Source organism: Nocardia sp. NPDC003183 (genome assembly GCF_053590715.1).
On sequence record NZ_JBSFTG010000001.1, the window covers coordinates 1,585,461 to 1,605,228 of the forward strand.

Sequence of the window (19,768 nt, forward strand, 5' to 3'; positions counted from 1 at the left end):
GGCAATATCGGCTCGACAGACTCAGGATAGGGCAAAATATCACTATGCCGGACCTGGATGACCAGCTCACGATTCAGACCAGCGGCGACTCCGACGAGTTGTTCCGCCTACTGGAATGGTTCCGTGGCGACGACGCATTGAGGGGCCGGGTGAGCCTGCCCCCGGCGCGCACACACGAGGGCCAGATGGGTGACCTGTCCGACGTGCTCGTCGTCGCGGTGGGCGCAGGAGGACTGGGGCCTGCCTTGGCGATGTCTTTGTCGGCGTGGTTGAACACTCGCCGTTCCGATATCCGAGTCATGTTGAAACGCAATGGTGTCGAGGTCGAACTCGACGCCAAGCGCGCCAACGCCCCCGAGCTCGTGCGTGAGATCCAGAACCTGCTCGCCGAGCCGGATACTCCACGGTGACCACATCCCCCTCACGCCGGGCAGGTTCCCGAGCGGTCCTTATCGGGACCGCCACCTACGCCCATCCCGATTTGACGGCGATCCCCGCAGCCGTCAACAACCTGCTCGACCTCCAGCAAGCCTTGACCTCAGCAACCGGTGGCGCGTTCGACCCCGAGCACTGCATCGTCTTACCCGATCCACAATCCGGCTCAAAGATCGGTGATGCCATAGCCCTAGCCGCAGGTGAAGCAACGGGAGTGCTGTTCGTCTACTACACCGGTCATGGCATTCTCGACAACCGTGGCAGGCTATATCTCGCAGTGTCTGGAACCGACCCGACTCGACCAGCCTGGACATCAGTGTCGTTCCAGACACTGCGCGAAGAAATCCTCGAATCGCCTGCCCAGGCCCGCATCCTGATCCTGGACTGCTGCTTCTCCGGCCGGGCATTCGAAGCGATGAGTGACACCGCCGCCGTGATCGCCGCCGAGACCGGCATCCATGGGACCTACACCATCACTTCCTCCGCGGCCAACGAAACCTCCATCGCTCCGACTGGCCATCGCAACACTGCCTTCACCGCCGCACTGCTGGCGACCGCTGACGACCCCGACCTCACTCTCGATGAGCTCTACCAGAGAACTGAACAGCACCTCATCCACCACGGGCACCCTCGACCGCGTCGCCGCGCGATCGACACCGCAGGCGCACTCAGGCTGTTCGGCAGGTTCGGCGATCACCGATCTCACCGCGCGACCGACAGTCCCGACTCCATCTACAACATTGGGCGTCTAGTCCACGAACGTGGCGATCTGGCCCAAGCTGAGGGCTTGTACCGCTACGCCGCCGAAGCCGGCCACGCTGCTGCCACGTACGAACTCGGCTGTCTATATCAGCAGCGTGGTGAGCTCACCGAGGCCGAGACCTGGTGGCGCCGTGCCGCGGACGCCGACAACTTCGACGCCATGAACAACCTCGGAGCTCTGCTCGAAAAGCGCGACGAACTCGCCAGCGCCGAAGCTTGGTACCAACGTGCAGCTGAAGCTGGCGTTGCCTACGCCATGAACAACCTGGGATTTCTGCTCGAAAAGCGTGGTGAGGTCACGGACGCCCGAACCTGGTACCTACGCGCCGCAGACGCTGGGGTCACACACGCCATGAACAACCTCGGGACTTTCTTCTATCACCGAGGTGAACTTGCTGAGGCCGAATCCTGGTGCCGGCGCGCCGCCGACGCCGGGGACACCGGAGCGATGGACAACCTCGGGTTCCTGCTGTCTGAGCGCGGCGAACTCGACGAAGCCGAACTCTGGTACCGACGCAGCACCGAGGCAGGCAACTCCAACGCCATGAACAACCTCGGGTTCCTGCTCTACCAGCGCGGTGATCAGGCCGAAGCTGTGGCCTGGTACCACCGCGCCGCCGACGCCGGCCATGCCCAGGCCATGAACAACCTCGGGATCTTTCACTTCGAGAGAGGCGAGCTCGCCGAGGCCGAAACCTGGCACCACCGCGCCGCCGACGCCGGGCACACCGAATCGATGGACAACCTCGGGTGGCTGCTGTCTCAGCGCGGCGAACTCGACGAAGCCGAACTCTGGTGCCGACGCAGCACCGAGGCGGGCTTCCCCAACGCCATGAACAACCTCGGGTCCCTGCTCGAAAGGCGTGGTGATCTCAGTGAAGCCGAAACCTGGTACCACCGCGCCGCCGACGCCGGGCACGCTGGCGGAATGAACAATCTCGGGTGGGTGCTGCACCGGCGCGGGGAACTTACAGATGCCGAAACCTGGTATCGCCGCGCCATCGATGCCGGCAACACCGACGCCATGAACAACCTCGGGTTTATCTATGAACAGCGGGCAGATCTGACTGAGGCAGAAGCCATATGGCGCCGCGCCAGCGACGCAGGTAACACCAACGCTATGGACAGCCTTGCGACGTTCCTCTACGGCAGAGGACAACAAGTTGAGGCCGAAACCTGGTACCGCCGCGCAGCCGACGCCGGTAATACCGAGGCCATGAGCAACCTCGGAGACCTCCTCGCACAACGCGGAGAACTTTCAGAAGCTGACATCTGGCGCCGCCGCGCTGCCGAAGCAAGCACATGAAACGCAGGTAGTCGTTGAGCCGGTGACCGAGGCCCGTTGCCAACACCCGTTCGCCGCTCGGGTACCGGCGCATACGAAGGGCAAGAGTCTCGACCATCTCAGCGCTGGCCGCGATGAGCTCCGACTCCCGCGGCTCAGCCAGGCTGATGCCATCGCCGCTAGTTTGCAGATCGTCTAGTACGCGTCGAAACCTGCTGCGATGCAGGCGATATGGACAGATCCGTCGGTACCGGCTTGCCTACACCACAACAAAGATCCTGACGGAAATCGTGCGGCGGACCGGGAAGAAGTGGCGGCGGCGTCAGTTCCGATACCGGCTCAGCCCTGGGCAATGCGCACCGACTTTTTCTTCAAATTCCTCCGGTAAGTGCGGCACACCGGTAAAGGGTTCGACATCAAATTTGAGCTGTCGGGCCGAAAGGCGATTCATGACACCATCGGAACCAGCTTCGAAAACCTCCTCTTGGCCGGTAGCCACACTTGCTGAATCGTCATACACAGTCAGTCGAAATCTTGTCAGACGCAGATGACCATCAACACGCTCACAGGTGAAACCGCCGAATTCGAACCTGTTGTATTCCCGATCCGGGTTTTCGGCATGCAGCAGAAGCATTCCCTTCTGGTAATCTTTGATCGCTTCGAACTTGCCGTTGACGAGTTTTATCGCGATCACTCCACCGATGTCGACCACGATGTCGCCTCGGCCGTCGCCGTCGATATCACTGATTCCGAGCCATCCCCACCCTGATCCAGTTCCGGTATCCACGACACCGCTGACGAAGCGACCGTTGCCGAGTTGACCGTAGAGTTCGAGCGAATCGGAGCGACTGGATTTATCCAGCACCAGCCCGATTTTGTCCACTTTGCCGTCCGCGTCGATGTCGCCCTCGCGGATACCCAGACAGGTTCCAGACGGGCAGATGTCTTTTATCGTGACGGGCAGGCGCTCGGAACTTGTACTTGAGCTCGGGTGCGGACGTGGCTGCGGAACTTCGATAGCGACAACGTCGTCTGCAATCTTGTGCCGACCTGAATGATATTCGGCGAACAGAGTACCGACGAGATTCACCTTGTCATGTAGGGCAACGACGAGATTCACGCTGTCGTTCAGTTCCCGCTTCGCTACTATTGCCTCGCGTGAAACCTGCACCCATCGGGTCTCTTTGAGAACCCATTCAGTGGGAAGTGTTGTCATACTGTCGGTTCCATCGCACACACCAGCCAACATCACCGCATGCAGATTTCCGGACTCGTCCCACCACAGGTCCGAGACGACAACTTGGGTGTCGACGCCACGCCGATATCCCGGCGGATCGAGTGCCGACAAATCCGTGTTCACAGCCTCCTTCCCGTCCAGCGACAGCAGCAGGACTTCATGACGTGCGGCGCAGTCGTTCTGAACGCTGCCGACGATCAACGCGACAGCGAACACCGGCGAACCGGTGGACGCGTCTTTGATTGCCGCGGGTCCGTCACTATAAGAACAGCCGGAACCGCCTCCGTAGCCTGGGATCTTCCGTTTTCCTATTCGATCGAACGACCCATCCGAACGCAACAGCAGAAACCGATTCTCGCATTGCTCGGCAAACGCGCCTACCAGCGCACCGCCGGGAGTTCCAGCGAGGACAAACGCCTCCTTGATATTGCCATTCATTTCACCTTTTACATCTCCACGGACAGCGGTGGCCAGTTCGACAGCAGGTCTGTTGTTCGATAGAGCGAAACGCAGGATCCCGAAACCATGCGTACTGTAGTCTTTAGTCAGCTGACTGGCCATTATCAGATCGTTTCCGATCGCGGCCAGCCCTACACAAAGAGGACAGGGAAGTCGTCGCGTATTTCCGCTGTGAGAGTCGATGACAACTAGCGTTCGTTTTTCCGATCGTAGTTCGACACCGGGTTTATCATTGGTCAGAATCGTGGCATATCGTCCGTCCTGGGTCCAGACGATCCCGCCGTAGCTTTGAGAGAACGAGATCTTCTCGCGAATCGGTTCGCGGACTCCACGGACCACGACCAACTCGGTGGCGGTCGCATAGGCGAACGTCGAGGGTTCAATGACCTGGACGTTCGAGGCGGCTACCGGCGCGACCGACGCTACCAGCACCAGTGCCGCCAGTAGACGAATTTTTGCTGACGCGAGCACGCGTACACTCCTTGCCTGAAATCCTGTCAATTTCCGCAGGCCACCGCGTAGTCATCGGCAGGGACCTCCTGCATTTCCCAGCCTTGTCCACTTTTCGCTGCGATCTTCTTCAGGACAGAGCTGTAGCGAAGTTTCCCGACATCCGCGGCGATGTCAGCAGCGACGTTATGGCGGCGAAGCCATTGGGGACACGCCCATGCCGTCACCTGGAATAGATGGCCGTAGTTGCTGATGGTTTCGGTTACCGAGCTCTCGGCGCCGGCCAGTCGATACTCGACTTCGATGTCGAAAGAAACAGACGCCGAGTCGGCATAGAAGTAGGTCATGAGCACCTTGCGCTCTCCCGGCATGATGCCCAGAAGTCGCGACTCGAAGAAGGCCGGATCGTTGATATTTCCTTCGGAACCGCCACCGGAGCGAGCGATCGGCTCGGAGTAATCGAGCCCGAACCACATCGAATTGTCTTCCGGACCAGCTCCTGAGGGCGGTATCCAGATCGCAGTGCCCAGTTTGATCGGAGACCGAACTCGATGCGCTGGTCTGACAGCCAGAATATCTACTTCTTCGGAACTGGAGTTCGTCACCTCTACTGCCACGCGGACGTATCCCGCATACCAACCGTACTCACGCAGACTGTCATGATCCTGATACTGAACGTCGTTGCGTACCAGCTCCGCGAATTCGGCCGCCTTTTCCCCGGCTTCCGGCGGGAAGATATAAGTCAATTTCCCAGCGCTTTGACCGAGGCCGTATACCTTGAGTGATACCGCACTGGCGGGGATCGAACCTCTCGCATCGCCGCCTTCGTTGCCGATGATCTTGTACGCTCCGATGGACACGACGACAGCCATCAAGACGAGCAGCGCCAGCGGGATACGAAATCTCGTGAACATCGCCCGCACGGAAGCTGGCGGCTTCGGTCTTGCTGATGTCTCCGGCGGGGTGCCGGGTCGACGTTGTGTCGGATCGGAACCCGACGGCATGTCTGATATCGGGGTAGCCGTCAGCGCGCGAAAGATCTCGTAGCCCGGGACACGATGATCCTTGGCTGCCTCGTCGACGAGTCTGCGCAGGAGCCCTCGATTGGTGGCCGTCTCGCAGATCGATAGCCACACGTCGGCCATCGGCTGTCCGAAGTAGATGTCCTGCTTCGCAATTCCGGTGTGCGACAGGAGCCGATACGCGTCCTGAGCCAGTGGATACCCGTTCCCCAGGGCCGCGAGCAGCTCCTGGGCCTGCGGATCGTTGACATCGAACGGGCGCCGATCGAGAAACGACATCCTCATCCTCTCCTACGGCCAGCCGATACCCGCGGCGGCCAAGCCCTCCACTGCGCGCGAGACGCGCGTTCCCTGATTGCACCCCTGCGGATCGGCGCTGTTCGATGTCTGGCCGTGATGCAACGCCACAAGCCGCCACTGGTTGTCGAACACCGGTGCCCCCGACGACCCGCCTTCGGTGTCGGTCCAGTACTGCACCGCGTCCCGATCGACAAGGCGCACGAGGTTGTGGGCCGGACCGTCCATATCGACGGTGGGCGGCCAAACCCCGCAACACGAGGCGTCTCGATCAGATACACATGGCACCACAGCACCCAGCGCCCAGCGGTCCATTTCCAGCTCCCTTGCCGACCGCAGTTCCGTACGCACCGTGTCGAATTAGCGATCAGCTTGCTGCCGATCCGGCGACAGTGTCAAGAACGCCCGGTCTCTTTGGTATTGCAACGACACTCAGCTCCGCAGGTGTCCTCGTCACCGGTGCGGACTTCGCGACGGGCAGGCACCGACAGCTCCGCTAAGCCGCGCTGTCTGCCAGAACCCGTACCAACCCACCCGGATCGGATCGCCACGCGCTGCCGTCACCGCGGTCAACACATTGTGCAATCCCTGTGCGGACGCACTGCAGGTACAGAACAAGCTCGAGCTCTCACCCGATGAGAACTTCATCCCACCGCGTGCCAGCACCCAATGATGCAGCGCGACATCGCCGCATCCACAGGCAAGGACATTCCATCCAAGCGCGGAATCCGTAGCTCCTGTCGCGGCGACGGCGTTGCCGCCGTCGTGGCGCGCGACCAGGACGACTGGTCCTCCGCTGTTGGGGAGAGTGTTCTTCAGATCGCTGCGGATGGTGGGTCTCGTCTCCGAACCACGAGGCACTCGAATCCGTTGGCCCACAGAATTCCTCGGCAGTGGCCAGACGGTCACGAGCGCTGCTTGTGCGCATCGACCTGTGCGGTTTGTGCCGGGGGCAGAAGCCCTGCAGCAGCGTGACCGACGCCAACGCCTCGTGTGGTTGACGACCCGAGCTGTTGCCTACGCGGATTGCCCACATCAGGACCCCGGCGACTATCCAGGAAAGAGACTGACCTCGTACTGTCCCAGCGACGGGTGAATGGGTGCGGTGATCACGCCGTCGAATCGGAACATCGAGCGATCCTGCCAACTGATGGCTGTGAGCGTGCCGCTGTAGGTCGAATCCGTGCCGAGAGTATCTCCATTCCCCGTCACGGTGTTTCGGCAGTTCATGGTGGCAGCTCCGCCGAGCTTCCCGATCAGCACACAGTCAAGTGTCGCGCGCACAGCGCCTGCGACTTCCTCGTTTCGGAAAGCGAACCCCTCTGCCGTGTGACTGACAGCGCCGGCGATGTCGCTGCCCAGCGATCGCATTGTCCACGGTCCGGACAGGTCCAGCGGTCGGCTGTCTGCCGCGGTCGTGGCTGTCGAAGACAATGACGTAGTCGGCGGCGCCGTGGTCACCACAGGTGAGGTACTCGATTCGACCGACCCTGCGGTGCGCTCGGTGTCGCGGTCACCGATCGAACCGACGGGACGGTCGAAGGCAACACCGGTACGGAGATCGATCAACACCAGCACGGTCAACAGGGTGCCGGTCGGCCGCATGGCGGCAATTGCCTTCTCGTCGAACCCGTTCCACTTCACACCGAGATACTGCGGCGTCTCGGAAACGTTCTGCATCGCGATCAGCGGAGACCCACCGGCCAGCCGGATTCTAGGCACCCCGAGGCCATCGACGAGGACGGCGGTACCGGACTGCAGGACGGCCTGGCGTGGGACGGGCGTGTTTCCGTCGAGCCCGTGATCGGTGACCCTGATGTCGAATCGGAGAACGACCGGAGTCAGCGCGCGCAGATAGGCGCCGAGTCCGGCCGCGGTGAGCGAGCCGCTGCGGGTGACTGCCGGGTCCTTGTTGAGCACTTCCACCAGTGCCGCAGCGGTTTCCGGGTGCCCTTCGAGGTACGCCGCGAGATCGTCACGACGCGAGATCGTCACATCACGCTCGCCTGCGTACGCCCCCGGCTCCGCGCCGTCGAAGGGCACCGCGCCCGCACCAGAATTGTGCACTGGCAGTGCTGCGCTCGACGGATGTGGAACTGGCTGCGTTGGCTGTGGGCCAGCTGGCATGAACGGCAGTGCGCCGAGGGAGTCGTAGCCTTCCAGCACGATCTCGCCGCCCGACTGCTGGTTGGGCGCAAGAATCACCACACCGATCGCCACCAATGCCACCACCGCTAGCACCGCAGTCACCAGGCCAAGGAGTCGGGCTGTGTTCTTTTGCGGCCGGACTGCAGGAACCGGCAGCGGCGATCGCGTGCTCGCCTCGACCGAGGTCTGGGCCAGTCGCGCGAAGATCTCGTGACCGGCGCTGTTGGGATCGGCAGCGATACCGCTCACCAATGCGCGCAACCTGCCCTGATTGGCGGCGGCGCGGAGTACGCGCGGCCACACGTCGGTCATCGCGTCATTGAGTGCGATGTCCTGGAGGCGGATGCCTGCGCGGGAAATCGGTCGTTGCGCTTGTGTCGCAAGGGGATACAGATGCCCTAGTGCGTCGAGCAAGTTCTGCGCTTCGGGGTCGGCGGGGTCGAACGGGCATCGGTCGAGCAACGACATTCGCGCAAACCTCGTGTTCGTGGACCCCAGGCTCGGCAAGCATAACCGCCGCCACGGCTGACGAAAGAGAATCAGGTGGCGCCAGTGACCCCCGCGGCTCATCGCGCCGATCCTCGAAACAAGCTGCCGCTTGGTCACTTCGATCGATGCACCGCTCTTCGGCCGGGCCGGAGTCAACCTCTGGGGATGCTCGACGGTTTCGCGTGAGCGCACCTGCGGGAGCCTGGGGTCGTCGAATCGACGAAAGCGCAGCTATATCCCCGGCGGAGATCCATTGGTCACAGCCCATCCATCGACGGGATCGCCAGTGCGCGGTACTCAGCGCTCGCGGTAGGTTGGTCTGTGTTGCCGGAGTCGTAGAGGTGCCGAACTCGTGGGGGTCGGGGGATGTCGCTGCTGGACCGCTTCCGCTTCGATGAGCAAGACCCTGCCACGAAAGATCTTCTCAGTGCCCTGTGCGTGGCCTTTCCCAAATCACCGCCTGACCGATTACTGCGGGCCGCCGGCCTGGCGTTGCACGAGATAGACCTCACGGGCGCGATGGTCGATGTGTGGCCGCGGATCTGCCGAAACGCAGCCGCCACCCAGCGACTGCGGACACTGATCGAGACGATCGCCGCAGACCCCGGCACCACAGGCTTCACTGTTCTACAGGACCTCGCCCGGACACCAGCGGCGCCGCTTGGTGACACAGGTGCGTCTGTGAGCGCAGGGTTGATGCGCACAGCCATGCGCGAGCGCCTCGAACTCGATCCTGAAGTTCTGCCCACCATGCAACGCGCGCAGCAACTGACGCGCTCACTGCACCGCGATGTCACCGAGGTCGACACTCTCGTTCTGATCGGAGAGGGAGGGCTCGGCAAGAGCGTGCTGCTCGGCCAGATCTTCGACGCGGTCGTTGAACAGGCCACGGGGCAAGCAATTCTGGTTCCCTGCAACCGGGTGTCGTCCACGGCGGCGTTGAATACCGTGGCCGACATCGATCAGGCATTCGGAGCCGCAGCGCTCGACCAGCCGGACGCATCACCGCTGACCGACCTGCTGAGAAACATCGCCTCTGCAGGCGACGTGCACGTTCTCGTCGACACAGTGGACCTGGTTGTGCGCGAACGCAACGCCGACGCCATCGCCGGGCTTCTGCGCAGGATCGCCGGACTCGGGCACCTGGTGTGGACATGCCGCGATCACGAGTGGACGAACTATCTGCGTACCGCCCGGGGGATCGCCGAATCGCAATATGTGATGCCGTTGCTCACTGGCGAGGAAATCACCGCATGGGCCCGCGCCTTCGTCTGCTCGCGCGCCGAGATCACCGACGACACCGGCACACACTTCATTGCGAGCCTGGCCGAACCGGGTGCATCACAAGTCCTGGCCACCCCTCTTCGTCTGGCCATGGCCTGCGAGGTGTATGCCGAATCTGGCGCAATCCCTGACGATCTCACCGTCACCGCCCTCTACGACGACTACTGGACCAAGCGGATCGCCGCCGATCGCCACGGCCGAGGCGCACGCAGCGCCAACGCACGACGCCAAGTCGCGGCCGCGAACGCACTCGCCGAAGAAACGTGGCTCGAGAGCGAACAACGCTTCGCCACCTCGGTATCCGGGCGGCTCAATACCGACGAGGGCGCCTTTGACCTGCTGCTCAGCGACGGCGCGGTAGTCACCGCCGCTGACCGTTACAGCTTCTTTCATCAGACCTTCGGCGAGTACGCGGTGGCCCGCCACCTGCGCCGGATCGGGACCGCCGCTGATTTCGCCCGGCTGCGCACTGGCCTCGACGGCTCACTGGTCCCAGCGTATTGGCCGATCGCCCGGCACTTGCCCATGCTGGCCATGGACGACAACCGCTTCGACGATGTCCGTGCCGCGATCCCCTTGGCCGAAGTCGAAGGAGTCAAAGCCCAACTGGCGGGCGCGTTCGCACGCCGATCGCCACAGCAGGTTTTGCGCATCGCCGCGGACGTCCCCGCCGATGCCGGCGCTGTCATCGACGCCAATGCCACCGTGCTCGCCAACGCACCGGCGGCGTGCCGCCGCGCCGCTCTCGAGGTGCTGATCGTCCGGATCGAACGCGCTCAGGGGCCGCAGCTGTCCGGGGTCGTGACCGGGGCAGCCCAACTGATCGCACAGATCACGGCGCAGGAAAGACCTACTGGGATCGGACAGGTGCTGGACGCCCTGTGCCCGCGCACCGACGTAGCCACGGCTGTGCTCTCCTCGACATCGAGGGCGTTCATTGCGGCAGTGGTGGCCGAGGGCGTTGACAACGCGACCGCGACGGCGTTGATCGACCGCTACGAAATGCTGCCCCCGTCAGCGCAACGGGTCGTGCTGCGGGCAATCACAGAAATGGGACCTGCTGCGCGCGATATCGACCTGATCGTCGCCGCTGCCCGATGTGCCTGCCCGGAAGGTTCCGTCGACGACCTGACCGGGCTGCTGATCAGATGCCAGCACCTCCCTGATTTCCGAACCCGCCTCGGCTGGTTCACCTGGCACGACATCTTGACTGCCGAACTGTTGGCCCGGTGGGACTCATGCCAGGTGCGTCTGGTGGCGCACCTGTGTACCGATCCCGGCACCGCGGGCGAGGTATTGCGGTATGCGACCGCGGGCGAGGTTGCGCGCGTGGCGGGCGACCGCTGCGTCAACGTCGCAAAATACATCGCCGACACACACCGGGAACTGGCGCTACGCACGGTGACAGCTCTCGGGAGCAATCCCACCACGACCGCGGTCGGCGTCGCCTGCGCCGTCGTCAACCACACTGCGGACTCGTTCGATCGTGCAGAACGGCTCGCGGTGACGCGGGTGCTGTCGCAATGGATCGACACGATGCCACGCAAGGTATGGCCCTCGGCGGTGAAAGCCTGCGGCACCCAGGGTGATTTACTGGCGGATCGGTTGCGCGCCCTGGTCGCGTTCCGTGATCAGGGCGGCGACGCTTCGGCCGTCACCAGCGCCTACGACACCTTCCTCAACATCACCGCCACCACACCGGCGGTCCTCGCTGAACTCGCCGCGGACTTGCGCACCCTGGTGTCTGGTGCCGACCCGGCCAGTCGAACCAGTCGGGCTCGCCTTGACGGGCTGGTCTGCGGCTACGACCCCAGTACCTGGACGCGGATCGTGGAGTACGCCCACGATAGAAGCACCAACGTCGCATCGGCGGCGATGACGGCGGTCAGCACCGCGCTGATGCACTGGCCGGCGGCATCAATCGGCGACGATGCCGCGGCCTGGCTGGTGGGGCTTCTGAACTCACCGCACACAAACTCTGTACGCATCGTGGCGGGCAAACTCCACGATTTGCGCAGCCAGATCGTGCTGAACCGGTCCCACGCTGAGCAGCTGTTGGGCCGCCTTCAGCACTCGCTCGACGCGGGCGAAGACCCGCAGACCGCCGAAGCCCTGCTGACACTGCTGATCGATATCGACCGCGCCGGGCATGGTCCTGCCGGTGCTCTCACACCGGAAATGGCCTCAGCGATCCTGGCCGCCTTGCGCGCCACCGTCCACCGACTCCTGCCAGAGGCAGTTGCTCAGCGCCAGCGCCGCCACTTGCCGGCACTGTTCGGCACCTACAAACAGTCATTGACGGCGCTGGGACTGCCGCACTTGGGCGTGGGCGCAGTCGAGGACGAGGTGGCCCAACTCCTGGTGAGCGTCGATGTCGGACGTATCGCCAGCCGATCTCAACGTCCGCTCGCGCATCTTCTCATCGTGCTGGCTCGCGCCGACGCGCAGTTCCTCACCCGCCTCGAGGACCTGTGGCCGAGGGTCTCGGTCGCGAACCGGGCTGCGATCGCCGAGGCATTCATCACGATCGAGACAGCGACCCCGGGCATTCGCAGCCTCGCACTGGCTCGTCGACCCGATTGCCCGCCTGGCGTGGCGGGCAATATTCACCGGCAGTTCGGGTGAGCGGAACGCCGCCCTCAGACCAGATCGATGTCGGCGCTCTGCAGTCCTGAGACCACGCGCCCGATGGTGGTGCCGAAGTTCTTGCCCCGTGCGAGTTGGGTCGACCCGACACCGGCACGGTGCAGCGCAACGAGATTCCAGTCGTTGTCGAACACCGGAGCGCCGGAGGAACCCGGTTCGGTGTCGGTCCAGTACTGCACCACTCGGTCATCGACATGGCGGACCAGATTATGGTGGATGCCGATCTTCTTCAGGCCGCCGCTGGGGTGCTGGATGATGTTGACGCGATCATCCTCCACCACAGAAGCCGACGTGGTGAGCCCGATCACGGGGATGTCGTCGGGCAGCGCCGAATCGGTGCGGATCACCGCCCAGTCATCACGTGGCTCACCGACGATGGTCTCGACTCGACCCTGAAAGATCAGCGGTTCGCGGGGCTGGTTGTCGGCACCCAACTCATAGTGGAACCACGCCTGCACCTCCCTCGCAGGCGGAGCGAAGTCGCGTTTGATGTCGTAGAGCACATGGTGGTTGGTCAGCAGTAGGTCAGCGCCGATGCGGAAGGCCGTGCCGTAGTAGCGTCCGGATTGCATGGTCACCAGCAGCCGACACACCGCGGCCGCGACGGCCGCTCCTCGCGCCATGAACGCCACGTCCAACAGGGTCGGTTTGTCGAAGATCTGAGCTTCGAGATATTTGGGATCGTCTGATCCGTACCAGTGCGGCCGGGAATCAGCTGCGGCAGGGGCTTCGACGATGGGAGCGGGACGCACGAGTTCGCCGATACGTCCGGCGATAGCTGGGCGGTCCTTGGCCGCTGCGTCGACCAGATCCCGCAGACGGTTCTGGTTGCGTGCAAGGTTGAGCAGGTCGTGCCAGACACCGACCATCGGCTGGGACCAATTGAGGTCAGCGGGCGATATGCCGACCTGTAGCACCAGCCGCTCGACCTCAGGGTCTCGGTAGTAGCTACGGGCGAGGATGTCGAGTAGCTCCTGGGCTTCCGGGCGAGTCCAATCGAAGGGCAGGGTGTCGAGCAGATCGGTCACAGGACGTGGCTTTCAGTCGGTGAGCGGGTTTGTGCGCGTTGGGTATTCGCAGTGTAGGAGGCTCATGGGTGGCACCGTCCTTGAAGCCGTACGACATCGGAGTTCGCCGAGGACCCGGAATTCGCTGGCACATCAAGCCGCGGCAGCGCTGAACACTCTGTCGATTATCCGCCGTGACCGTGGTCAGCGAACACCGCCAGATGACGTCAGTACCCCGGCCTACGATCCCGACAACAGCTCAGCTGGTTGCTCCGGTGCAGTCTCGACAGCTCCCCCGCTGCCCGCTGCCCGGCTGCCCCGTTGCCCCGCTGCCCGAACTATGAAGGACGCATCTGACGTGGCGATCATGGACAACGCCTTCAACAACGAGAGTCCCGGTTCAGCCGACTCCTCACCACACTCGCGCACCTGATGCTGTACGCGCTCGCGGCAGTCGCGGCAGCGCGTGTCACCACTTATTTCGACTACACAGGCACCCTCATCGAGCTCACGATCCTGATCGGGAACGCCGTTCTGCTTATCGGACTGATACACAACGACTTCCAGCGACTGTGCGTGCACTGCATGCGGGAGGTCCCTGCCGATGCCGGCCGACGCGCTGAACGCCAACAGCGGTTGCTGTGGCTACGACACTGGGTGAGTACCACCCCGCGGGTGCTGCTGGTCGTGGCGATGATCAGCGTGCCGGTGTTCGTTGTCCACTTCGTCGGTCTGCCGCGGGTGGTGTCGTTGCCCGTCGATGCGCTCTGGGCAGCCTTCATGTACTCGGTCTGGTTGCATCACAGGCTGCGTCCGTGGTGCCCCCTACTGCCGCGACTGGGACCAGGACGGCGCCCCCGAGCCGTCGCCTGACCCGGTGAGGAAGGCAGCGTTGTGAACTGCCCGCTCAGCTGACCGGCACTCACGCTGAGATCCGGCTACACCAGACCTCGCTGTCTGAGGAACGCGTATGCGCTACCGGATACCGTGAACGACTCGGCAGCACTGCGCGTAACCCGGGCAATATCGCGCAATTTCGCTCCATCACGAGTCGACGGGCTGCATATGGGGCAACCGAGCCACGGTCAACTCGACAGGAGAGGCCCTGGCTCTCACTGGGCGGCGAAATCGATGTCCATCAGCGATCTTCGAGACCCCGGTACGTGGCAGAGTCAGGAGCTACGATGGCGTGTGCACCTCAGGCTTGCTTTTCAGTCTCCGTTCTGCACCGGCCAGAACGTCGCCTCAGGCCACTGACCATCGGGGATGCGGCCAACGGAACCCACTGCAGCGCTTTGCCTTTCCCAGGTAAATTTCGCCGAACCTAGCAAGACCACCCACCCTCGTAATACTGTCTCGCTATGGATATTTCTGAGGGTGTCCAGGCTCGGCTCGCGCTCCACAACGCCACTATCGAAGACAGCGACGATGAGCTGCATGCCGAACTAGCCGAGACCCGCGCCGTCACCTCTGAGACCGAACTGGCGGCGGTTCCCGACACCCGCGAAACACTCGACGGCGCGCCGTCGTCGAGCCCTGCGGAGGAGTTCGGCGGGGTGGGCTTCCACACCGAGACGATTGTCGTCCGAACAGGCCGCCCCGTGCTGACCATCCATCGCGACGCCGCACAGCTGAGCTTCACCGATCCCGACAGCGAAGTCTGGCGGACCCGCCTGAGCACGGCCTCTGACTCCTTGATCCGCGCCGCGCGCGCCGTCGGCAGGATCGAGGTCACCGGCCACGACGCCTCCTGGCTGGGTACCGGGTGGCTACTGGCACCGAACGTGATAGTCACCAACCGCCACGTCGCCCAAGAATTCGGGCGCGCCGCCGGTGGCCAATTCGTGTTCCGTCAAGGCATTCTCGGACCGATGACCGCCTCCATCGACTTTCTCGAAGAAGCGAACCGTCCCGAAGACCTGACCTTCGCGATGACCGAGATCCTGCACATCGAAGACGACGCTGGCCCCGACATCGCGCTGTTGCGGGTGGATCAAACCGGTCCGGGCAAACCCGCGCCGATACCGATGTCCCAAGACCCGGTGGTGGACGACTTCTGCGCGGTGATCGGGTACCCCGCACGAGACAGCCGGATACCCGATCAAGCGCTCATGGAGCAGATCTACGGCAACCTCTACGACAAGAAGCGCCTGGCGCCGGGGCGACTGACCCGTAAGCAAGGACCGGTGATCCTGCACGACTGCACCACCCTCGGCGGGAACTCCGGGTCGGTCGTGGTGTCGTTGACCACCGGCGAAGCGGTCGGGCTGCACTTCGCCGGACGCTTCCTCGAAGCCAACTACGCTGTCGCTGCCCCGGTGGTCCAACAGCGCCTCACCGCAGTATTGGGCAGGCAGGGAAGACCGGCGACTCCCGCGGTCACCGTGGACGCTGTCGGTGCCGGCACGTTCGACAGTGCCGCACAGACCGCAGGCGGGCCGACGCGGTTCAGTGCTGTCGTGCCTTTGCGTATCACCGTCGAGATCGGAGATCCCTACGCGGACAACACCTCTGCGGTATCTGTTGCAGCGCCCACGACGTCCGCTCCCACTGCTCCCGGGCTCTCGACCGAGGACCTCGTCATCGAGGGAGTCGCCGCAGATTACCTCGGCCGCAGCGGATTCTCGGAAACATTCCTGGGCTCGGATGCGCCAGTCACGCTGCCGGAGGTCAACGATCGCGACGATGTCCTGGTCTTCGATGACAACGGCCGCGACAGCACTGTGCTGAACTACGAACACTTTTCGGTCGTGATGAGCAGAACACGGCGCATGTGCCTCTACAGTGCGGTCAACATCGACGGCAAGCAACGAGCCAGGGCCGATCGGACGCAGTGGCGGCGCGACCCGCGCATTCCCAACCACGCGCAGATCAGCAAGGAGTGCTACGGGCTGGCACCCAGGTTCTCCCGCGGCCACATGACTCGACGCGAAGACCCGGTCTGGGGTGCGGAAACCGTCGCCACACGCGCCAACAACGACTCCATGCACGTGACCAACGCTGTCCCGCAAATGCAAACCTTCAACGCCGGAGTCTGGCTCGACCTCGAGAACTACGCCCTGCAGAACGCACGCCGGGACCAGATGAGGATCTCGGTGATCACCGGCCCCTTCCTCCACGACGACGACCCGATCAAGTTCGACGTGCGAATCCCTGTCGCGTTCTGGAAGGTGATCGTCTTCATCCACGACACCACCGGGGCACTTACCGCGACCGGCTACAGCCTGTCGCAAGGCGAGTTCCTCTCCGAGCAGGAGTTCGTCTTCGGTCAGCACAAGACCACCCAGCGTCGGATCGACTGGATCGAGCAGAAGGCAGGGCTGTCGTTCGGTGACCTCACCGCGTTGGACCCGTTCCGCGAACCGGAAAGTCCGGACACCGAACTCGATAACGTTCATCAAATCCAATTCGTCTGATGCCGGGTCCATCCGCTCCGTCAACCGGCTGACTGTCGTCGCTGCTGTCGAACGACGAGGACGGCTGACGGCGGGCACACCCGATCTCCACCACACCGACGAGGCCGTAGGGATTGTTGTGTTCGAGGCCCCGCATTCTGCGGAAGGGTGTTGGGTTGGGGAGACGAGGCAACCGAATCCTCGGTCATCAGAACTACGGCGCGGACAGCGTTGGCGCGGTTGCACAGGATCCGAGTAGGCGGGTACTCGTGCGCACATCACGGCACTAGGACCATCATCGAGGTGACCTTGCCGGACAGAGGATTCGGCCACACCCCCAAGTGGACGAGATGAGCAAACGGGCGTTGAGTTGGCAGGGCCTCAGGCCGCGGGAGTGCGAACCGGCCGCGCCAGAGGTCCCAGCCGAGCTGTTCCAGCGGGAAAGCAGCGTAGCGGGAGCGTCATCTAGGTTCGCACACAACATTCGTGGAGGGAGTCGGACATGGACCGCACGCTCAAAGTGATCGCGAGCAAATCTGAGCAAGCCGCGCTCGCACGGGACCACACCGTGACAGCCAACTACGACGCGTTCGCGTTGGTGCAGGTCAATGAGGCCGAAGCCCGAGAGTTGAGCCAGCGCTACCTCGTCGAGGACATCACCGCGCAATACGAGATTCCACTCGGACCGACCGCAACAGACGCGATCGACACCAACCTGCCTCGAATCACCGGCGCAGCAAGGCCTTCGGCTCATCCCGCCTACCAGCGCACCCGGCGCCTGGACGCCGGACCGCACCACTACCTCGTCCAGTTCGTCGGGCCGATCAAGCCGCAATGGCGCGCAGACGTCGAGCAAGCAGGTGGATCGATCGTCGATGCCCGTGCTGGTTTCACGCTCGTCGTGCGCGCGACGGCCGAGCAGATCGCGGCGATCGCCGCGTTGCCGCACGTGCGCTGGGCCGGTCACCTGCCCGACCGCGCACGCCTGGACGTGACCACCGAACCCGCACTGCCCCGAACGAAGTTGCTCCCCAACGTCCTCACGGTCGAGTTCTTCACACCGACCACCGCACGCGCCGCCAAGGCGAAGATCCGCACCCTCGGACTCAAGATCATCGGCGACGGCCCGGCCACGCTCATCGTCGAGGCACCCGAAGGCACAGATGCCGCTCGGCGCAAGCAATTGGCCGCCCTGTCAGCTGTCCACGGTGTGCGCATGGTGCGCAACCGGCCGATCAATCGGATCAGCAACGACGTCGCCGCGACAATCATGCGCGGAACGGCGGCAACGCTGGGCGGGGTTTCCACCCTCGACGGTGATGGCGAGACGATCGCCGTGTGCGACACCGGGTTCGACACCGGCACCACCTCACCCGTGCACCCCGACTTCGCCGGCCGCGTCACAGCAGTCATGAGCTTTCCGGTCACCTCGGAATTCGCTCCCTACATCAACAACGCCGGCGGCGATGACGGAGCGGCCGACCTCGACTCCGGCCACGGCACCCACGTCACAGGATCAGTGCTCGGCGACGGCGTGGCGAGTACGGCGGTGCCGGGGCAACCGGCGATCCGCGGTCTGGCCACCAAAGCGAAGTTGGTGTTCCAGGCGGTCGAGCAAGCCTTGGACTGGACGAACCCGGCGTTCGTCGCGAAGTACGGTCGCTACCTGCTCGCGGGAATTCCGGTGGACCTCGCCGACCTGTTCACACCCGCGTTCAACAAAGGCGCACGCATCCACACCAATTCGTGGGGCGGAGGCGACCCCGGGGTTTACGACGACCAATGCCGCGCCGTGGACAAGTTCATGTGGGAGCACCCGTCGTTTGCCATCCTGTTCGCCGCGGGTAACGACGGGAGCGACTCCGACGGCGACGGCGAGATCAACCTCGGCTCGGTCACCTCACCCGGCACCGCCAAGAACTGCCTGACCGTCGGAGCGAGCGAGAACCTGCGACGCTCCTTCGACAGTGAGCGCTACGGCACCTGGTGGCCAGACGACTACCCGGCACCGCCGTACAAGAGCGCTCCGATGGCCGACGACCCGAATCAGGTCGTCGCGTTCTCCAGCCGTGGTCCGACCGCGGACGGACGCATCAAACCCGACGTCGTCGCCCCGGGCACATGGATCCTGTCGACGAAGTCGACGATGCTCAGCCCCACCGCAACAGGCTGGAAGCCATTCCCCGGCTCTTCAAAGTACTTTTACATGGGCGGCACAAGCATGGCCACGCCACTGACCGCAGGCGCGCTCGCGCTCCTGCGCCAGCACCTTCGCCGCGACCACGCCATCACAACGCCGTCGGGCGCCCTCCTCAAGGCCGTCGTGATCGCCGGTGCTCGTCGCCTGCCGGGCACAGCGCCCGCAACCACCGTGGCCGACAACCACCAGGGCTTCGGATGCGTCGACGTGACTGGGGTCGTTGCCCCGACAGCACCGTCCACGCTGCTTGTGCGCCAAGGCAGGAAGGTCTCGACGGGACAACTCCACACCCTCGAAATCGAGGTAACCTCGGCAGCTGTTCCGTTGCGGATCGTGCTCGCCTACAGCGACTTTCCCGGCGAGACGTTGGTCAACAACCTCAATCTCGTTGTCCGGGGCCCGGACGGAACACCCAGAGTCGGAAACGGCGGGCAGGGCCCCGGATTCACAATGGACTCGATCAACAACGTCGAGGTCGTCGAAGCCGGTTCACCCACAGTCGGTACGTGGACGATCGACGTCATCGGCTCGAACGTCCCGCAGGGACCCCAGCCCTACGCGCTGGCGATCCTCGGCGCGGCAGCTGGCTAATTCCTAGGTCGGCGAGCGCTCGGACGCGTTCCCAGTGTGCAGGCTATGCTGGTCGATGTCG

11 protein-coding genes are annotated in these 19,768 nt (G+C 63.6%); 6 read left to right on the forward strand and 5 right to left on the reverse strand.

Going from position 1 to position 19,768, the window contains the following annotated elements; genetic code table 11:
- The first annotated feature begins 44 nt into the window (after nucleotides 1-44).
- On the forward strand, nucleotides 45-410 hold the full coding sequence (locus tag ACWDXS_RS07275) for an effector-associated constant component EACC1 (protein WP_449963092.1): 366 nt from the start codon (nucleotides 45-47) through the stop codon (nucleotides 408-410).
- On the forward strand, nucleotides 407-2,503 hold the full coding sequence (locus ACWDXS_RS07280; protein ID WP_449963095.1) for a caspase, EACC1-associated type: 2,097 nt from the start codon (nucleotides 407-409) through the stop codon (nucleotides 2,501-2,503). The genes ACWDXS_RS07275 and ACWDXS_RS07280 overlap by 4 nt, the downstream gene beginning before the upstream one ends.
- 301 nt (nucleotides 2,504-2,804) lie before the next feature.
- On the opposite strand, the gene ACWDXS_RS07285 is transcribed toward ACWDXS_RS07280, so the two are convergent.
- The 4 genes from ACWDXS_RS07285 to ACWDXS_RS07300 form a co-directional block, all read right to left on the reverse strand.
- Complete coding sequence (locus ACWDXS_RS07285; RefSeq protein ID WP_449963098.1) at nucleotides 2,805-4,649, reverse strand: FG-GAP repeat domain-containing protein; 1,845 nt, start codon at nucleotides 4,647-4,649, stop codon at nucleotides 2,805-2,807.
- Nucleotides 4,650-4,675: 26 nt separating this feature from the next.
- On the reverse strand, nucleotides 4,676-5,929 hold the full coding sequence (locus ACWDXS_RS07290; protein ID WP_449963101.1) for an effector-associated domain EAD1-containing protein: 1,254 nt from the start codon (nucleotides 5,927-5,929) through the stop codon (nucleotides 4,676-4,678).
- A gap of 12 nt (nucleotides 5,930-5,941) precedes the next feature.
- Nucleotides 5,942-6,175 (reverse strand): hypothetical protein, encoded by a 234-nt coding sequence (locus ACWDXS_RS07295; protein WP_449963104.1) that lies wholly within the window; start codon nucleotides 6,173-6,175, stop codon nucleotides 5,942-5,944.
- Between the two features lie 822 nt (nucleotides 6,176-6,997).
- Nucleotides 6,998-8,776, reverse strand: a complete 1,779-nt coding sequence (locus ACWDXS_RS07300; RefSeq protein ID WP_449963107.1) for a DUF6777 domain-containing protein — start codon at nucleotides 8,774-8,776, stop codon at nucleotides 6,998-7,000.
- A 174-nt stretch (nucleotides 8,777-8,950) separates the two neighbouring features.
- Here ACWDXS_RS07300 and ACWDXS_RS07305 point away from each other — a divergent pair, with 174 nt between their 5' ends.
- Nucleotides 8,951-12,493, forward strand: a complete 3,543-nt coding sequence (locus tag ACWDXS_RS07305) for an NACHT domain-containing protein (RefSeq protein ID WP_449963110.1) — start codon at nucleotides 8,951-8,953, stop codon at nucleotides 12,491-12,493.
- A gap of 14 nt (nucleotides 12,494-12,507) precedes the next feature.
- Here the strand turns inward: ACWDXS_RS07305 and ACWDXS_RS07310 are convergent, their stop codons facing one another.
- Nucleotides 12,508-13,542: a trypsin-like peptidase domain-containing protein gene (locus ACWDXS_RS07310; protein ID WP_449963113.1), complete on the reverse strand. Its 1,035-nt coding sequence runs from the start codon at nucleotides 13,540-13,542 to the stop codon at nucleotides 12,508-12,510.
- Between the two features lie 411 nt (nucleotides 13,543-13,953).
- On the opposite strand from ACWDXS_RS07310, the gene ACWDXS_RS07315 reads away from it, so the two are divergent.
- The 3 genes from ACWDXS_RS07315 to ACWDXS_RS07325 all read left to right on the forward strand — a co-directional run bounded on the left by ACWDXS_RS07315 (nucleotide 13,954) and on the right by ACWDXS_RS07325 (nucleotide 19,707).
- A complete protein-coding gene (locus ACWDXS_RS07315; RefSeq protein WP_449963115.1) occupies nucleotides 13,954-14,394 on the forward strand; it encodes a hypothetical protein in 441 nt (146 codons plus the stop codon).
- Between the two features lie 488 nt (nucleotides 14,395-14,882).
- Nucleotides 14,883-16,937 (forward strand): DNA/RNA non-specific endonuclease, encoded by a 2,055-nt coding sequence (locus ACWDXS_RS07320; RefSeq protein ID WP_449963118.1) that lies wholly within the window; start codon nucleotides 14,883-14,885, stop codon nucleotides 16,935-16,937.
- A gap of 481 nt (nucleotides 16,938-17,418) precedes the next feature.
- Nucleotides 17,419-19,707: a S8 family serine peptidase gene (locus tag ACWDXS_RS07325; RefSeq protein ID WP_449963121.1), complete on the forward strand. Its 2,289-nt coding sequence runs from the start codon at nucleotides 17,419-17,421 to the stop codon at nucleotides 19,705-19,707.
- Nucleotides 19,708-19,768: the final 61 nt, after the last annotated feature.